The organism is Paracoccus angustae (assembly GCF_042648745.1).
Taxonomy (GTDB): Bacteria; Pseudomonadota; Alphaproteobacteria; order Rhodobacterales; family Rhodobacteraceae; genus Paracoccus; species Paracoccus angustae.
Window position 1 is genome coordinate 118,765 of record NZ_JBHRXY010000007.1, and the last position, 15,345, is coordinate 134,109.

Annotated in this window: 23 protein-coding genes; 2 read left to right on the plus strand and 21 right to left on the minus strand. The window is 66.0% G+C overall.

The features are described from left to right. Nucleotides 1-148 precede the first annotated feature (148 nt). From ACFOM8_RS11050 to ACFOM8_RS11080, 7 genes are all read right to left on the minus strand, one after another. Nucleotides 149-862 (minus strand): ATP12 family chaperone protein, encoded by a 714-nt coding sequence (locus tag ACFOM8_RS11050; protein WP_377761411.1) that lies wholly within the window; start codon nucleotides 860-862, stop codon nucleotides 149-151. Further along, on the minus strand, nucleotides 859-1,515 hold the full coding sequence (locus ACFOM8_RS11055) for an HAD-IA family hydrolase (RefSeq protein WP_377761412.1): 657 nt from the start codon (nucleotides 1,513-1,515) through the stop codon (nucleotides 859-861). Before ACFOM8_RS11055 ends, ACFOM8_RS11050 begins: the two co-directional genes overlap by 4 nt. After that, nucleotides 1,512-2,564, minus strand: coding sequence for an RluA family pseudouridine synthase (locus tag ACFOM8_RS11060; protein WP_377761413.1), 1,053 nt, complete (start codon nucleotides 2,562-2,564; stop codon nucleotides 1,512-1,514). Before ACFOM8_RS11060 ends, ACFOM8_RS11055 begins: the two co-directional genes overlap by 4 nt. After that, nucleotides 2,561-2,926, minus strand: a complete 366-nt coding sequence (locus tag ACFOM8_RS11065; RefSeq protein WP_377761414.1) for a fluoride efflux transporter FluC — start codon at nucleotides 2,924-2,926, stop codon at nucleotides 2,561-2,563. Before ACFOM8_RS11065 ends, ACFOM8_RS11060 begins: the two co-directional genes overlap by 4 nt. Nucleotides 2,927-2,957: 31 nt before the next feature. After that, complete coding sequence (locus tag ACFOM8_RS11070; protein WP_377761415.1) at nucleotides 2,958-4,274, minus strand: replication-associated recombination protein A; 1,317 nt, start codon at nucleotides 4,272-4,274, stop codon at nucleotides 2,958-2,960. A gap of 48 nt (nucleotides 4,275-4,322) precedes the next feature. Beyond that, nucleotides 4,323-4,913 (minus strand): acyl-homoserine-lactone synthase, encoded by a 591-nt coding sequence (locus ACFOM8_RS11075; RefSeq protein ID WP_377761470.1) that lies wholly within the window; start codon nucleotides 4,911-4,913, stop codon nucleotides 4,323-4,325. 63 nt (nucleotides 4,914-4,976) lie between these two features. Next, nucleotides 4,977-5,588 (minus strand): helix-turn-helix transcriptional regulator, encoded by a 612-nt coding sequence (locus ACFOM8_RS11080; protein ID WP_377761416.1) that lies wholly within the window; start codon nucleotides 5,586-5,588, stop codon nucleotides 4,977-4,979. 97 nt (nucleotides 5,589-5,685) lie between these two features. On the opposite strand from ACFOM8_RS11080, the gene ACFOM8_RS11085 reads away from it, so the two are divergent. Continuing rightward, on the plus strand, nucleotides 5,686-5,862 hold the full coding sequence (locus ACFOM8_RS11085; protein ID WP_377761417.1) for a hypothetical protein: 177 nt from the start codon (nucleotides 5,686-5,688) through the stop codon (nucleotides 5,860-5,862). A 36-nt stretch (nucleotides 5,863-5,898) separates the two neighbouring features. Here ACFOM8_RS11085 and rplQ read toward each other — a convergent pair whose 3' ends face one another. The 7 genes from rplQ to rplO form a co-directional block, all read right to left on the minus strand. Beyond that, on the minus strand, nucleotides 5,899-6,312 hold the full coding sequence (gene rplQ / locus ACFOM8_RS11090; protein WP_377761418.1) for a 50S ribosomal protein L17: 414 nt from the start codon (nucleotides 6,310-6,312) through the stop codon (nucleotides 5,899-5,901). Nucleotides 6,313-6,420: 108 nt separating this feature from the next. Further along, nucleotides 6,421-7,437 (minus strand): DNA-directed RNA polymerase subunit alpha, encoded by a 1,017-nt coding sequence (locus ACFOM8_RS11095; RefSeq protein WP_377761419.1) that lies wholly within the window; start codon nucleotides 7,435-7,437, stop codon nucleotides 6,421-6,423. A gap of 116 nt (nucleotides 7,438-7,553) precedes the next feature. Further along, the gene (gene rpsK / locus ACFOM8_RS11100; protein WP_089386342.1) at nucleotides 7,554-7,943 is read right to left on the minus strand and encodes a 30S ribosomal protein S11; all 390 of its coding nucleotides are present in this window, start codon (nucleotides 7,941-7,943) and stop codon (nucleotides 7,554-7,556) included. A gap of 12 nt (nucleotides 7,944-7,955) precedes the next feature. Beyond that, entirely contained in the window at nucleotides 7,956-8,324 is a 369-nt protein-coding gene (rpsM, locus tag ACFOM8_RS11105) for a 30S ribosomal protein S13 (RefSeq protein ID WP_103173012.1), read from the minus strand. A gap of 157 nt (nucleotides 8,325-8,481) precedes the next feature. Further along, complete coding sequence (locus ACFOM8_RS11110; RefSeq protein ID WP_377761420.1) at nucleotides 8,482-9,153, minus strand: adenylate kinase; 672 nt, start codon at nucleotides 9,151-9,153, stop codon at nucleotides 8,482-8,484. A 35-nt stretch (nucleotides 9,154-9,188) separates the two neighbouring features. Continuing rightward, on the minus strand, nucleotides 9,189-10,559 hold the full coding sequence (gene secY, locus ACFOM8_RS11115; protein WP_377761421.1) for a preprotein translocase subunit SecY: 1,371 nt from the start codon (nucleotides 10,557-10,559) through the stop codon (nucleotides 9,189-9,191). Nucleotides 10,560-10,668: 109 nt separating this feature from the next. Then, a complete protein-coding gene (gene rplO / locus ACFOM8_RS11120) occupies nucleotides 10,669-11,145 on the minus strand; it encodes a 50S ribosomal protein L15 (protein WP_377761422.1) in 477 nt (158 codons plus the stop codon). A gap of 216 nt (nucleotides 11,146-11,361) precedes the next feature. On the opposite strand from rplO, the gene ACFOM8_RS11125 reads away from it, so the two are divergent. Further along, nucleotides 11,362-11,970, plus strand: coding sequence for a hypothetical protein (locus ACFOM8_RS11125; RefSeq protein ID WP_377761423.1), 609 nt, complete (start codon nucleotides 11,362-11,364; stop codon nucleotides 11,968-11,970). Nucleotides 11,971-11,972: 2 nt separating this feature from the next. Here the strand turns inward: ACFOM8_RS11125 and ACFOM8_RS11130 are convergent, their stop codons facing one another. The 7 genes from ACFOM8_RS11130 to rpsN all read right to left on the minus strand — a co-directional run bounded on the left by ACFOM8_RS11130 (nucleotide 11,973) and on the right by rpsN (nucleotide 15,343). Next, on the minus strand, nucleotides 11,973-12,683 hold the full coding sequence (locus tag ACFOM8_RS11130; protein ID WP_377761424.1) for a hypothetical protein: 711 nt from the start codon (nucleotides 12,681-12,683) through the stop codon (nucleotides 11,973-11,975). A gap of 141 nt (nucleotides 12,684-12,824) precedes the next feature. Continuing rightward, nucleotides 12,825-13,010, minus strand: a complete 186-nt coding sequence (rpmD, locus tag ACFOM8_RS11135) for a 50S ribosomal protein L30 (protein WP_207101248.1) — start codon at nucleotides 13,008-13,010, stop codon at nucleotides 12,825-12,827. Between the two features lie 12 nt (nucleotides 13,011-13,022). After that, a complete protein-coding gene (rpsE, locus tag ACFOM8_RS11140; protein ID WP_377761425.1) occupies nucleotides 13,023-13,601 on the minus strand; it encodes a 30S ribosomal protein S5 in 579 nt (192 codons plus the stop codon). Between the two features lie 110 nt (nucleotides 13,602-13,711). Further along, complete coding sequence (gene rplR / locus ACFOM8_RS11145) at nucleotides 13,712-14,071, minus strand: 50S ribosomal protein L18 (protein ID WP_207469473.1); 360 nt, start codon at nucleotides 14,069-14,071, stop codon at nucleotides 13,712-13,714. A 12-nt stretch (nucleotides 14,072-14,083) separates the two neighbouring features. Further along, on the minus strand, nucleotides 14,084-14,617 hold the full coding sequence (gene rplF, locus ACFOM8_RS11150) for a 50S ribosomal protein L6 (RefSeq protein WP_377761426.1): 534 nt from the start codon (nucleotides 14,615-14,617) through the stop codon (nucleotides 14,084-14,086). A 12-nt stretch (nucleotides 14,618-14,629) separates the two neighbouring features. Beyond that, a complete protein-coding gene (gene rpsH / locus ACFOM8_RS11155; protein ID WP_207469478.1) occupies nucleotides 14,630-15,028 on the minus strand; it encodes a 30S ribosomal protein S8 in 399 nt (132 codons plus the stop codon). Between the two features lie 9 nt (nucleotides 15,029-15,037). Continuing rightward, nucleotides 15,038-15,343, minus strand: coding sequence for a 30S ribosomal protein S14 (rpsN, locus tag ACFOM8_RS11160; protein ID WP_207101251.1), 306 nt, complete (start codon nucleotides 15,341-15,343; stop codon nucleotides 15,038-15,040). Between the last annotated feature and the right edge of the window lie 2 nt (nucleotides 15,344-15,345).

A 15,345-nucleotide genomic window follows, 5' to 3' on the forward strand; every position in this document is an offset into this window, starting at 1 on the left:
GGTGCCGCCCTTGCGGGCATCCCGCGGACGGCGCCCGGACCTTGGCGCCCGGGCTTGTCTTGCGAAAGCCCCGGCAGGGCTTCCCATAGGCAACATAGTGCCGATCCTTCCCGGTGCGTCAAGCGCGCAGCCTAGCGGCCGGGCAGTTTCAACCGCGGCGGGACAGGTGCCAAAGCCGTTCGGCAAGCAGCATCGCCGCCTTGCGGCTTTCGGCGGCATCCCGCGCCTCGTCGTCCTGGCCCCAGCGTTCGATCTGGAAATCCTCGTCGATGCGGGACAGGCGAAAGGCGGTTTCCGCGTCGATCCGGCCGCGCACGACCGCCAGCCCCAGGATCAGCGATCCGGGCAGGGTCACAAGATCGTGCAAAGCCGTCAGGCCGAAAACGTCCAGGTCCGCAAGGTGCCGACGCAGCCGTGCCAGCGACTGCTCGTCCTGGTCCACCGGAATGACGCCATGGGTGATGCGCAGGGGCGCCCGCAGATCGGTTGCGGCCCAGTCCACCAGGGGATCCCAGGCTTCGGCCTGGCGGCGGGCCAGTTCCGCCGGCTGGTCGGCGCGATAGGACAGCAGATCCGTGCCGCCATATTCGGCAAGCATGTCCGCCACCCCGGCAAACTGAGGAGCGACCTTTTCCACCGCCGAATTGGCGGCGCGGGTCAGCGGCATGGTGCGCGGGTCGATCACGTCGGCCTGCGCGTCCCATTCCGCCGCGACGGCCTGCGCCAGGGCCGATGTCGGCAGCAGCAGCGGCAGCTTGCCGGGCGTGCGCAAGGGCCGGTCGTCCAAAGCCACCTCGAACTCCTCGCCCACCGGCCGGACCAGGGACGCCTTCCAGAACCGCCGCGCCTTCCATTCGCTCATGATGCCCACCTTGCCAGTGCCTGGCCCAAATCCATGAAATCCGCCGCCACAAGGGCCGCGCCCGAGGCGCACAGTGCCGCGGGCGCGTGATAGCCCCAGGCGACGCCGAAGCCCGCCATCCCCGCGGCGCGCGCCATCTCCATGTCGAAGCTGGTGTCGCCCACCATCACCGCGTCGCTGGCGTCCACCCCCCCATCGGCAAGGGCCGTCAGCAGCATCCCCGGATGGGGCTTCGAGGGGTGATCGTCCGCCGTCTGCATGCTGACGAACCGGCCGCCCAGGCCATGCGCCTCGATCATCGCCGCAACGCCGCGCCGCGACTTGCCCGTGGCAAGGGCCAGCAGGATGTCGTCGCGCGCGGCCAGACTGTCCAGGCACTCCACCGCGCCGGGATAAAGCGGCGCGGCCTGCACCATCCGGGCCTGCATGAAGGCCGCGCGATAGCCCTCGACGATGCGGGCCTGGATGGCGGCGTCGTGGTCCGGGGCAAGCCGCGCCACCGCAACCGGCAGCGACAACCCGACGATCTGCAACACGGTCTCTCTGGGCAGGGGGTCCAGCCCGGCGCCCTCGAAGGCGGCCGCCATGGCGCCGTGGATATGGTGCTGGCTGTCCACCAGCGTGCCGTCCACGTCAAAGACGACCAGCTTCATTCGGCATCCGCGAAGGGATCGTCGGGCACGTCGTTCTCGTGCCAGCCCAGCGTCTTCCAGGTCCGCGCCATGTGCTCCGGCAAGGGGGCGGTCAGGGTGACGCGCTTCTTGGTGATCGGATGGTCGAAGGACAGGCTGCGGGCATGGAGGTGCAGCTTGCGGCTGATTTCCCCGCCCAGCTGCGCCCCCCAGCCGTCGCCCAGGTTTTCCTGACCCGAGCCGCCGTATTTCCCATCCCCGACGATGGGATGGCCCAGTTCGGCCATATGGGCGCGCAGCTGGTGCGTCCGGCCCGTCACCGGCACCAGGGCGCACCAGCTGGCCCGCGTGCCAAGCGCGTCCAGCACGGCATAGTCGGTGGTCGCGCGCTTGGCCCCTTCGGTCGCGTCGATGTCGCGGGGGTGGACGGCGATCATCTTTTCGTTGTCGCCGCGCCCGCCGCCGCCCTTGACCAGGCCGAAGCGGATCGTGCCCATGCGGGGATGCGGCACGCCCGCCACGGCCGCCCAGTATATCTTGCGCGTGGTCCGCGCCCGAAAGGCCTCGGACAGGGCGCGGGCCACGCGGTCGGTGCGCGCCAACAGCAACACGCCCGAGGTGTCCTTGTCCAGCCGATGCACCAGCTTGGGCCGGTCCTTGTAGCCGAACATCAGCGCGGTGGTCAGCCCGTCCACATGCCGCTCGCCCTGCCCGCTGCCGCCTTGCGACGGCAGGCCCGGCGGCTTGTTCAGCGCGATGACATGTTCGTCCTTCCACAGGACCGCCGCCTGGATCATCTGCCCGTCGCTGTCGGACACGCGCGGTCCCAGCGGGCGGCCGGCCCGCGCGGGAACCGGGGCGGCATCGGGCAGCGGCGGGATGCGGACCTCCTGGCCCGCCTCGATGCGGGTCGCGGGCTTGACCCGCCCGCCATCGACGCGGATCTGCCCTGTGCGGCACAGCTTCTCGATGGCGATCTGGCCAAGCTGGGGAAACTTCTTCTTCAGCCAGCGGTCCAGGCGCTGTTCGCCCTCGTCCCCGCCCACGCGGATGATCCGAACGCCGCTCATGCGAAAATCCCCCGGCCGACGGCCATGCCGACAAACACCGCCGCAAGCGACAGCAGCACCGTTCCCCCGACATAGATCGCGGCCATCGCCCCCTGCCCGCGTTCCCACAAGGTCAGCGCGTCCAGCGAAAAGGCGGAAAAGGTCGTGAAGCCGCCAAGAATGCCGGTCAGCAGCAGCGGCGCCCAGGCCCCGCCCTGCCGCGCCAGCAGCGCAGCCATCAGACCCATGGCAAGGCTGCCCGCGACATTGACGGCGAACGTCGCCAGCGGAAAGCCCTGGGCGGGCATCGCGCGGTAAAGGCCAAGGCGCGCCACCGATCCGATGGCTCCGCCGATGGCGACCTGAAGATATGGGTTCATCATGGCGGCTAACTGTGGCGGCAGGGGGGCAAAGTCAACCGCCGCGCTTCAGCCGCTGCGACACGAACCAGTCCAGCCGCTTCTTCAGCTCCCGTTCGAAGCCGCGTTCCACGGGGGTGTAAAGCACCGGGCGCTTCATGCCCTCGGGGAAATAGTTCTGGCCGGAAAAGCCGTCGGCGGCGTCGTGGTCATAGGCATAGCCCGCGCCATAGCCCTGGTCCTTCATCATCTGCGTGGGGGCGTTCAGGATATGGGCGGGCGGCATCAGGCTGCCGGTGCGCCGCGCCTCGGCCCGGGCGGCCTTGTAGGCCACATAGCCCGCGTTCGATTTCGGGGCGAGCGCAAGATAGATCACCGCCTGCGCCAGGGCCAGCTCGCCCTCGGGCGAACCCAGGCGTTCATACAGCGCCCAGGCGTCCAGGCAATGCCGCTGCGCCGCCGGATCGGCCAGGCCGATGTCCTCGACCGCCATGCGGGTGATGCGGCGGGCGAGATAGCGCGGATCCTCGCCCCCTTCCAGCATCCGGGCCAGCCAGTACAGCGCCGCATCGGGATCGGACCCGCGCACCGATTTGTGCAGGGCCGAGATCAGGTTGTAATGCTCGTCCCCCCCTTTGTCGTATTTCGCGGCCCGCCGCATCAGCCGTTGCGCCATCGCGGGCTGGTCCAGCGGCGCATCCGTCCTCCACGCCGCCACCTGCTCGATCAGGTTGAGGGCGGCGCGGCCGTCGCCGTCGGCCATGTCCAGCAGCGCATCCCGCGCCTCGGCCGTCAGCGGCAGCTTGCGGCCCAGCTCGCGTTCGGCGCGCTGCGCCAGCAGTTCCAGGTCGCGCAGGGACAGGCGTTCCAGCACGATCACCTGGGCCCGCGACATCAGCGCGGCGTTCAGTTCGAAGGACGGGTTCTCGGTCGTCGCACCGACCAGAAGGATCGTCCCGTCCTCCATATGGGGCAGGAAGCTGTCCTGCTGCGCCTTGTTGAAGCGGTGGATCTCGTCCACGAACAGCAGCGTGCCGCGCCCCTGCCGGCGGCGCAGCTTCGCGGTCTCGAAGACCTTGCGCAGTTCGGGGACGCCCGAAAAGATGGCGCTGATCTGCACAAAGGCCAGGTCGGTTTCATCGGCCAGAAGCCGCGCGATGGTGGTCTTGCCGACGCCCGGCGGACCCCACAGGATCAGGGACGACAGGCTGCGGGACGCCAGCATCGAGCCCAACGGCCCGTCCGGGCCAAGCACCTTGTCCTGGCCGATCACGTCGCCCATGCGCACGGGGCGGATGCGGTCGGCCAAGGGTCGCACCGCCGGGGCTGGCGGTGGATCGGACAAGGGGCTGGCGTCGAACAGGTCGGGCATGATGCCATCAATGTAGGACGGTCCGATCGCCGCGAACAGCCCCCGCCGTCAGTGCATCTTCGGCGCCAGGTTGATCGCGACGCATTGGAAATGGCCGTCGTCGATCCACATGACGCGGCCGATCGCCTCGGCGTCAAGGCCGCAGCGGCCATACCAGCGCGGCCAGCTGGCCCCGGTCAGGGCGATCAGCCTGGTGGCGCCCAGTTCGCGGGCCGATCCGGTCATCGCCTCGACCATCTTGAAGTGGACCTTGCGGCGGTACATCTGCGGAATGTCGTGGCTGACGAACACGCGCGAGCATTCCCAAACCTGCTCATCGACCGGCGCCTCGCCGTCCAGCAGATCCTGCGGGATCGACCCGCCCAGGATGCCCTTTTGCGCATCGCGGATCATGTAGCTGTAGATCCCGCAGCGCGCGGTCGTGGGCGTCAGGCGGAAGCCCGCCAGGATCTCGCCCTTGTCGTGAACGGCGATCCAGCGGCTTTGCGGCGTGTCGTACTGGTCGAATTCCATGTCCTCGGCTTCCGGCAGATCCCAGTTCTTCTGGATGATGAAGCTCTGCTTGCGGGCGCGGAACAGCTTGGCGAACAGTTCGCCGTGGTTGTGAAGGTTCGAAAAGGAAAGCGTGGTCGTCTGCATGGTCATAACTCCTGGGGTGCGAGGGCGACCCTTCCCCACATCACGGTTCCCCTGGGCGATGGCCTAGAGCAGACGGTATTCCTTGGCCCTTTGCAGCGCCTCGGCCGTGGTGCGTGCCTTCAGTCTTTCGCGGACCGAAATCAGCCTTGCCTTGAACGCGCTTTCGGTGATGCCAAGTTTGGCTGCCGCTGCCGCATGACGATCGCCCTCCGCGACACAACGAAGGGCCTCTTTTTGAGCCTTTGTCAGGCTCGCCGGCGGCTCCGTTGAATCGTGAAGCCGACGTACCGTGGTCGAGATCTCGGCGATCTCGTCATCCGTGAATTCGCGGTCATCGCGCGCGAAGCTGGCGATGGTGCGTGAATTGATCGGGCCGCAGGACACCGTCAGGCCGAAGGTCAGGCCGTGGTTCGCTGCTTCCTTGAGAATGCTGAACGGATCCGGGATCGGCAGGTTGGACCAGCGGCAGGCGCCGGTTGTCGAGAAACCCCATGCAATCGTCGGGTCGCGCAGTGCATAGCCGTTCTGGGAATAAAAGTCCGACCATTCCTCGGCATAGGTCTGGAACTGCATCAGGGGGGCGGCGAAGCGGATGTGCAGACCGACAAAGTAGCCGGCCGGGGCAAGTTTCCCCAGTTTCCGCAAGCCTGCATTGATATCTGCGCGTGATGACATGACTTTTTAGACAAATTGCGTTCAGTACCGTCAACGTACAATCTAGTAGTGACGAATATTTCTTGCCATATCATTAACGGGATGGGAGATCCCACAGATGCGGCCACCCAGTGGAATTGCCGCGCTGCCAGCCGACCTTCGCCAGCAACTGCTGGCGATGCCCTTGACAGCGGATGAAAAAAGCGATGTCGCCTGGGCCTTGCTGAAGCTGGCGCTTCCCCCCCAAAACATGCGCGATTTGTCACAGCACCACGAAAAACGCCCCGCAGGTTGAAAACCGCGGGGCGTTTGATTCGGGGCCTGGCGCCGCTTATTCGGCGGCTTCGGCCTCGACGCGGGCGCGGTCGGCGGCACCTTTGGCTGACGTGTCGCGGTCGACCAGCTCGATGATCGCCATCGGCGCCATGTCGCCATAACGGAAGCCGGCCTTCAGAACGCGGGCATAGCCGCCCTGGCGGTCCTTGTAGCGGGCGCCCAGAACCTCGAACAGCTTGGCGACGTGCGCGTCCTGCTTCAGCTGGGCGGCCGCCTGACGGCGGGCGTGCAGGTCGCCGCGCTTGGCCAGCGTGATCAGCTTCTCGATGATCGGGCGCAGTTCCTTGGCCTTGGGCAGGGTCGTCTTGATCTGCTCGTGCTCGATCAGGGATCCGGCCATGTTGGCGAACAGCGCCTTGCGGTGTTCGTGGGTGCGGTTGAGGCGGCGATAGCCACGGGCGTGACGCATGATGATCTCCTTTGACGTCTTTTTGCTTTGTCCGGCGGCCCATGCGTGCGGGCCGCTCTCCTTGGGGCGGGATGCCCGATGGACGGGGGCCGGAGCCCCCGCCGAAACTCAGAACTGGTCGTCGAACCGTTTCGCCAGATCCTCGATGTTTTCCGGCGGCCAGTCCACGACATCCATGCCTAGGTGCAGGCCCATGCCCGACAGGACTTCCTTGATCTCGTTCAGCGACTTGCGGCCGAAGTTCGGGGTCCGCAGCATTTCGGCTTCGGTTTTCTGGATCAGATCGCCGATATAGACGATGTTGTCGTTCTTCAGGCAGTTGGCCGAACGCACCGACAGTTCCAGCTCGTCCACCTTTTTCAGCAAGCGCGGATCGAATTCCAGACCCTCGTCGTTGTCCTGGCGGTTGGCCGATTCCGGCTCGTCGAAGTTGACGAACACCGACAGCTGGTCCTGGACGATGCGCGCGGCATAGGCCACGGCGTCTTCCGGGGTCAGCGATCCGTCCGTCTCGATCTTCATCGTCAGCTTGTCGTAGTCCAGCACCTGTCCTTCGCGGGTCGGCGTGACCTCATAGCTGACGCGCTTGACGGGCGAGAAGATCGCGTCGATCGGAATCAAGCCGATGGGCGCGTCCTCGGGGCGGTTCTTGTCGGCGGCGACATAGCCCTTGCCGGTCTGCACCGTCAGTTCCATGTTCAGGTCGGCGCCGTCGTCCAGGTGGCAGATGACGTGATCGCGGTTCAGCACCGTGATCCCGGCGGTTTCCTGGATGTCGCCGGCCTTGACCTCGCCCGGGCCCTTGGCGGACAGGGTCAGGCGCTTGGGCCCTTCCACGTCCATCTTCAGCGTCACGCCCTTGAGGTTCAGGACGATGTCGGTCACGTCCTCGCGGACGCCGGCGACGCTGCTGAATTCATGCAGCACGTTGTCGATCTGGACCGAGGTGATGGCCCCGCCTTGCAGGGACGACAGCAGCACGCGGCGCAGGGCGTTGCCCAGCGTCAGGCCGAAGCCGCGCTCCAGCGGCTCGGCGACCAGGGTGGCGGTGCGGGTGGCATCCGCGCCCGGCTTGACGACCAGCTGCGTCGGCTTGATCAGCTCGGCCCAATTCTTGTGGATCATGCGTTTGCCTCCATTCTTGTCCCCGCCCCATGTCCTTGGCCGGAAACGCCCGAGGTTGAAAACGTAAAGACCGAACCGCGCGATGGGCGCGCGGTCCGGGCAAGTGTCATCTGAAATCAGACGCGGCGGCGCTTCGGAGGGCGGCAGCCGTTATGGGCGATCGGCGTCACGTCGCGGATCGCGGTGATGTTGAAGCCGACCGAGGCCAGCGCGCGCAGCGCCGATTCGCGGCCCGAACCGGGACCCTGGACTTCGACTTCCAGCGTGCGGACGCCGTGTTCCTGCGCCTTGCGGCCCGCGTCTTCGGCGGCCATCTGCGCGGCATAGGGGGTCGACTTGCGCGAGCCCTTGAAGCCCATGGTGCCGGCCGACGACCACGAGATCGCGTTGCCTTGCACGTCGGAAATCAGGATCTTGGTGTTGTTGAAGGAGGAGTTCACATGCGCAACGCCGGTGGCGATGTTCTTGCGTTCCTTGCGCTTCATGCGGGTTTTGTCGCGTGCCATATCCGTTACCCCTTATTTCTTCTTGCCGGCGATGGGCTTCGCCGGACCTTTGCGGGTGCGGGCATTGGTATGGGTGCGCTGGCCACGGACCGGCAGGCCGCGGCGGTGGCGCAGACCGCGATACGAGCCCAGGTCCATCATGCGCTTGATGTTCATCTGGGTTTCGCGGCGCAGGTCGCCTTCGACGGTCAGGTTCGCGTCGATGTATTCGCGGATTTGCAGCACTTCGGCATCCGACAGGTCGTTCACGCGGCGCGCGCGGTCGATGCCGACGGCTTCGCAGATCTGTTCGGCATACATCGGGCCGATGCCGTGGATATAGGTCAGGGCGATCGGGACGCGTTTCCCGGTCGGAATGTTGACGCCAGCAATACGAGCCACGCGTTATCCTTTATCGGTTGCGGTTCCGTAGCGCCGGAACCTTTTTTCACAACGTAAGGCCCGAAAGCCGTGCCTTCGGGCCGATGAATGATCCACCCGCCGAACGGGGGTGATTCTCTTGCGAGATGCCGTGACTTATAGGCGGTCGGCTGCCCCGTCAAGTGCCCGTGGCGATTTCGCTTGACACGGGCAGCACACGCTCGATCTGGGCCGCCACCTGGTCCATGTCGGCCAGCCCGTCCACCGGCGCAAGCTTGCCCTTGGCATAGTAATAGCCGATCAGCGGCGAGGTTTTCTTGTAGTATTCCAGCAGCCGGGTCTTCAGGCTGTCCTCGTTGTCGTCGGCCCGGCGGCGCAGGTCGGTCGATCCGCAGACATCGCAAACCCCGGGCCGGGCCGTGGGCTTCGTCTCGTCGTGATACACCTCGCCGCAGTTGCCGCAGGTGTAGCGGCCGGTGATGCGGCGGACCAGGGCCTGGTCGTCCACCTGCATCTCGATCACGGCGTCCAGCACCATGCCGGTTTCGTCCAGCAATTGCCCAAGCGCGTCGGCCTGGGCCAGCGTGCGCGGAAAGCCGTCGAAGATGAAGCCGTTGCCGCCTTCGGACAGTTTTTCGCGGATCAGGCCGATGACGATCTCATCGGTGACAAGCTGGCCCCGGTCCATCACCTCGGCCACGCGCCTGCCCATCTCGGTCCCCGAGGACCGCGCGGCGCGCAGCATGTCGCCGGTGGACAGCTGCACCAGTCCGCGGTCCTCGACCAGCTTGCGGGCCTGCGTTCCCTTGCCGGCACCGGGCGGCCCCAGCAGAATGATATTGATCGTCATCTTCGGTCTGTCCCCCTCGTCGGCCCGTCGGACCGTTAGCGGCGCGACGGCGCGCGACGCGGCTTTGCGCTTCCCTCTTTGCGTTTACCACGCAACTGGGATTTCTCAATCAGGCCTTCGTATTGATGGGCCAGAAGATGGCTTTGCACCTGGTTGATGGTGTCCATCGTCACCGACACCACGATCAGGACCGAGGTTCCGCCGAAATAGAACGGCACCGACCACTGGCTGCGCAGGATCTCTGGCAGCAGGCAGACCGCCGCCAGATAGGCCGCGCCGATCACCAGCACGCGGTTGACCACATAGTCCAGGTATTCCTCGGTCCGCTTGCCCGGACGGATGCCGGGCACGAAACCGCCCTGGTTCTTCAGGTTCTCGGCCACGTCGTCGGACTTGAAGCTGACATTGTGGGTATAGAAATAGGCGAAAAAGACGATCATCCCCGCGAAGAAGATCAGATACAGCGGCTGGCCCGGCCCGAAATAGGCCAGGATCGTGGACATGACCGGTCCCGTCTGGTTGCCCGAAAAGGTCGAGATGGTGACCGGCAGGAGCAGCAGCGAGGATGCGAAGATCGCCGGGATCACGCCCGCCGGGTTGACCTTGATCGGCAGGTGCGAGGACTGGCCGTCATAGATCTTCATGCCGACCTGGCGCCGGGGATACTGGATGCGGATCTTGCGCAGCGCCCGTTCCATGAAGACCACAAAGGCGATCACGGCCACGACCATCACGATCACGCCCAGGATCACCGGGGTCGAGATCGCGCCCGACCGGCCTTGGGCGAAGAAGTTCGCCAGCGCCGCCGGGATTTCGGCCACAATGCCCACGAAGATGATCAGGCTGATGCCGTTGCCGATGCCGCGGGCGGTGATCTGCTCGCCCAGCCACATCAGGAACATGGTGCCGCCCACCAGCGTGATCACCACGGAGGCCTGGAAGAACAGGCCCGGATCATGCGCCAGGCCGCCCGCCTCCAGCGATTTCGCAAGGCCGTAGGCCTGGAACAGCGCCAGCGCCACGGTGCCGTAGCGGGTGTACTGGTTGATCTTCTTGCGCCCCTGCTCGCCTTCCTTTTTCAGCTGTTCCAGCGACGGCACCATCGAGGTCAGCAACTGCACGATGATCGAGGCCGAGATATAGGGCATGATCCCAAGCGCGAAGACGCCCATCCGGCCAAGCGCGCCGCCGGTGAACATCGACAGGATGCCGCCGATCCCCGCCTGCGCCTGGTCCATGAAGTTGCGCAGCGCCGCGCCGTCGATGCCCGGCACCGGGATATAGGTGCCCAGCCGGTAGATGATCAGCAGACCGATCGTGAACCAGATGCGCTGGCGAAGTTCCGTGGCCTTGCCGAATGCGCTCCATGAAAGGTTCGCGGCCATCTGTTCTGCGGCTGACGCCATGTTTGTCCGTCCCGTGTCATGACAGCGCCGCCGTCTCCGTTTCCGGGGACCGGCGGCGCCAGGAAAACCTGTGGGCTATCTATGGGGCGCGGACGCCCCGATCAACAGCTTATTCCGCCGCCGCGGCCACGACCGGCAGCGTCACCTTGCCGCCCGCCTTCTCGACCGCCTCGACCGCCGATTTCGACGCGCCGGTGACGCGGATCGTCACGGCCGAGGTCAGCTCGCCCTTGCCCAGCAGGCGGACGCCGTCCAGCTTGCGGCGCACCAGGCCCGAGGCGACCAGCGCATCCTCGGTCACTTCCGCGCTGGCGTCGATCTTGCCCGCGTCGATAAAGCTCTGGAGCTGGCCCAGGTTGATCACCGCGAAGGACTTGGCGTTCGGCGCCGTGAAGCCGCGCTTGGGCAGGCGGCGGTACAGCGGCATCTGGCCGCCTTCATAGCCGTTCAGCGCAACGCCCGAACGCGAGGACTGGCCCTTGATGCCGCGGCCGGCGGTCTTGCCCTTGCCCGAACCGGGACCGCGCGCCACGCGCTTCTTCTTGCGGTTCGCGCCTTCGTTGTCGCGGATTTCATGCAGTTTCATGTCGCTTCTCCTAAGCCGGACGCGCCCCCGAAGCGAAAACGGGGCGGACACGGCATGTCGTGTTTCGTGAATCGGTGCCCGACGGCACCCGGCAGGGCGTATAAACGCAACGCCCGCCCGGGACAAGTGCCGCTTTCCCGGCTGGACAAGCGGATGTGAGTTGCCGTCGCCCGCCGTCCCCTTATCAGACGCGGCATCACCTCCCGGACATCCACCATGACCCGCATCGCCCTTTTCCTTGCCGCCCTGATCTGCGCCCCCCTTGCCGCCCGGGCCGAGCCGACCCTTTGCACCGCCCGCATCAACGGCCAGGACGCGCCCCTGGCCTATGACCCTGACGAACCGGGCCTGCGCGACCATTTCAGCCGGCGCGAGATCCTGTTCACCTCCTGGGGCCGCGACACCTGCCCCAGCTATGTCGTGCTGCGCAGCCTGACGCCGGACCTGACCGATCGGCAACGCGGCCCCTTCTGCCTGCGCCACGACAAGGCCAGCGATTCGATCATCGGCTATGACCTGGGACGCCGCGACGCCTATGGCCGCTGCGAGGCGCCCGCCAAGACGGTCTGCCAGCGCGTGAACCAGACCAGGAACGCGGCCGTCGCCATCACCGGCGCGGCGGCCAGGGGCGCGGTCAACGGCGCGCGGGCGCTGCCCGACGGATCCGGCGCGGTGATCCTCAGCGGATCGCAGGGCCATATCGCGGGCGCGCTGTCCTCCATTGGCGGGGCGGCGGCGGCCATGGCCTCCTCGCCCGCGATCGTCGCGGGGGCCGCGGTATCGGTGGTGGCGGTCGGCGGCGCGGTGTATGCCTGCCGCGAATAGGATCAGAACTCCAGCCAGGTGCCAACCTTGATCGCGGCTTCGCCCGGTCCGGTCAACGGGGCGATCAACCCGGCCTCCAGCCGCGCAGGGCCGGTCAGGTCGTAGACCACCGAACCGGCCAGCTTGGCCGAAAAGTCGCCGTCTTTGCGCGTTTCCAGCCGCAATTGATTGACCAAGGCCCAGGACGGCGCAGGGCGAACGCCGACCGTCAGGTCCAGCTTGCCGACGATGTCGGGGGTCAGATAGGCGTATTCGACCTGGCTCAACCCCTCGCGCACCGTCACCTCCTCGGTTTTGCCCGCCACCTTGACCCGCGCCTCGGCGGTCAGCCAGCCTCCGTCCCACAGGCCGGAAAACCCGCGGCCCCACATCAGCGCGGCCTGGCTCAGCGGCAGCAGCTCGCCATTGCGGCGGATGGCCCCGAAGCCCATGGAATAGGACAGCCGGTTCGGTCCATCCCCCCGATCCAGCGATTTCTGATACCACAGCATCGCGCTCGTCTCGCCGACATCGGTATGGCTGATCTCCAGCCCCAGGGTGCGGCGGCGCGACAAGCCGTATTCGGCGTAAAGACCCGTATAGGAATTGCCGTTCCGGTCGTGTTCCCCGGTCAGGGCGACAAAGGAATGCCCCGCTTCACGCGGCCAGGGACCGGCATGGGCGATCGTGGCGGCAAGACACCACGCCAGACATGCCCAGACAATCCGCGCCACCCTGTTTCCCCATCCGGTCGGCCTTGCCGGTCCAGACTTAAGGTCCAGAAGTTACGAAATGGTTAACGTCCGCATTGCCATCTTTGGCAAACGAAAACGCCCCGGATTCCTCCGAGGCGTCTTGTCGGCGATCCCTGCGGATCAGGCCTTTTCCTCGATGATCGTCACCAGATGCGGGATCTTGGCGACCATGCCGCGGATCGCGGGGGTGTCCTGCAATTCGCGGGTGCGGTTCATCTTGTTCAGGCCCAGGCCTTTCAGCGTCTCGCGCTGGATGGCGGGGCGGCGGATCGGGCTGCCGATCTGCTTGACGACGATGGTTGCCATGCGCCTGTCTCCTTACGCTACAGCAGTTTCAGCGGGCGTCTCGGCAGCCGGCTTGTTGTCCTGCGGCAGGATGTCGGCCACCTTCTTGCCGCGACGCTGCGCGACCGAACGGGGGCTGGCTTCCTTCTTCAGGCCGTCCAGCGTCGCGCGGATCATGTTGTAGGGGTTCTGCGATCCCTGCGATTTCGCAACGACGTCCTGAACGCCCAGCATCTCGAACACGGCGCGCATCGGACCGCCGGCGATGATCCCGGTGCCCGGAACGGCGGTGCGCATGATCACCTTGCCGGCGCCGTGGCGGCCTTCGATGTCGTGGTGCAGGGTGCGGCCGTCGCGCAGGGGGACGCGAACCAGCGAACGCTTCGCCTGCTCGGTCGCCTTGCGGATCGCTTCCGGCACTTCCTTGGCCTTGCCCTTGCCGAAGCCGACACGGCCCCGCTGGTCGCCGACAACCACCAGGGCTGCGAAGCCGAAGCGCTTGCCGCCCTTGACGGTCTTCGACACACGGTTGATCGCGACAAGGCGATCCTGGAATTCCGGGGTTTCCTCGCGCTCTTCGCGGCGGCCCCGGCGGTTCTCACGTTCTGCCATATGGCATTCCTTTTCAGGTGGCGCGGCAAGGCGCCGGTTGTGTCAATCCAGGTGGCTCATCCGACGACAGGCCCCGGATCATCGGGGCGGCGCAAACGCCGCCCGCAGGATCAGAACTTCAGGCCACCCTCGCGGGCGGCGTCGGCCAGGGCTTTCACCTTGCCGTGGAAGATGAAGCCGCCGCGGTCGAACACGACCTCCTCGACGCCCGCGGCCTTCGCACGCTCGGCGATCGCGGCGCCGATCTTGGCGGCGGCCTCGACGTTGTTCTTGCCGACCAGGCCGAAGTCCTTCTCCAGCGTGCTGGCCGAAGCCAGCGTCACGCCGTTCAGGTCGTCGATGACCTGGACCGAGATGTTCTTCGACGAACGGTGGACGGACATCCGCGGACGGCCGTTCGACATCGCCCGCAGTTTGTTCCGAACGCGCAGGCGGCGCTTCTGGAACAGCTCTTGCTTTTTCAGTGCCATTTCATGCGCCCCTTACTTCTTCTTGCCGTCCTTGCGGAAGACGAATTCGCCCTTGTAGCGGATGCCCTTGCCCTTGTAGGGCTCGGGGCGGCGCCACTCGCGGATGTTCGCGGCCACCTGACCAACAAGCTGCTGGTCGATGCCTTCCACAACGATTTCGGTCTGCTTCGGCGCCGTGATCGTCACGCCGTCCGGCGTTTCGAAGTTCACGTCGTGCGAATAGCCCAGAGCCAGCTTCAGGGTCTTGCCCTGCATGGTGGCGCGGTAGCCCACGCCCTGAATTTCCAGCTCTTTCTTGAAGCCTTCAGACACGCCGACCGTCAGGTTTTCCACCATCGAGCGGGTCATGCCCCACTGCTGGCGCGCGCGCTTCGAGGTGCCGCGCGGCTTGACCGACACGGCGCCTTCGTCCAGCACCAGATCCACATCATCGGTCGCCGTGAAGCTGCGGGTGCCTTTCGGCCCCTTCACCTCGATGGTCTGACCCTTGATCTCGGCCGTCACGCCCTTGGGCAGAGCGACCGGCTTTTTACCAATCCGAGACATCTGCTGCCCTCCTTAGAACACGGTGCAGAGGACTTCGCCGCCGACATTGGCATTGCGAGCCGCTGCATCCGACATGACGCCCTTGGGGGTCGAGACGATGGACACGCCCAAACCCTGACGGACCTGCGGGATTTCCTTGGCGCCGGCGTAAACGCGGCGGCCAGGCTTGGATACGCGCGACAGTTCCCGGATGACCGGGGCGCCGTCGTGATACTTCAGGCCGATTTCCAGCTCGGAATGGCCGGCATCGGTGGTCACTTCTTCATAGCCGCGGATGTAGCCTTCGGCTTTCAGCACGTCCAGAACCCAAGCGCGCAGCTTGGAGGCCGGGGTGCGCACGGTCGATTTGCCACGCATCTGCGCATTGCGGATGCGGGTCAGCATATCGCCGAGAGGATCGTTCATCGACATGGTGCCCCCTTACCAGCTGGACTTGACGAGACCGGGGATCTGACCGTTCGAGCCAAGCTCGCGCAGCATGATCCGCGACAGTTTCAGTTTGCGGTAATACGCGTGCGGACGGCCGGTCAGTTGGCACCGGTTGTGCAGACGCGTTTCCGACGAATTGCGCGGCAGTTCGGCCAGCTTGAGGCTTGCCTTGAACCGCTCCTCCATCGGACGGGACTGGTCGTTGATGACCTCCTTGAGGGAGGCGCGCTTGGCGGCGTATTTCGCGACCAGCTGCTGGCGCTTCTTTTCGCGCTCGACCATGGATTTCTTTGCCATAT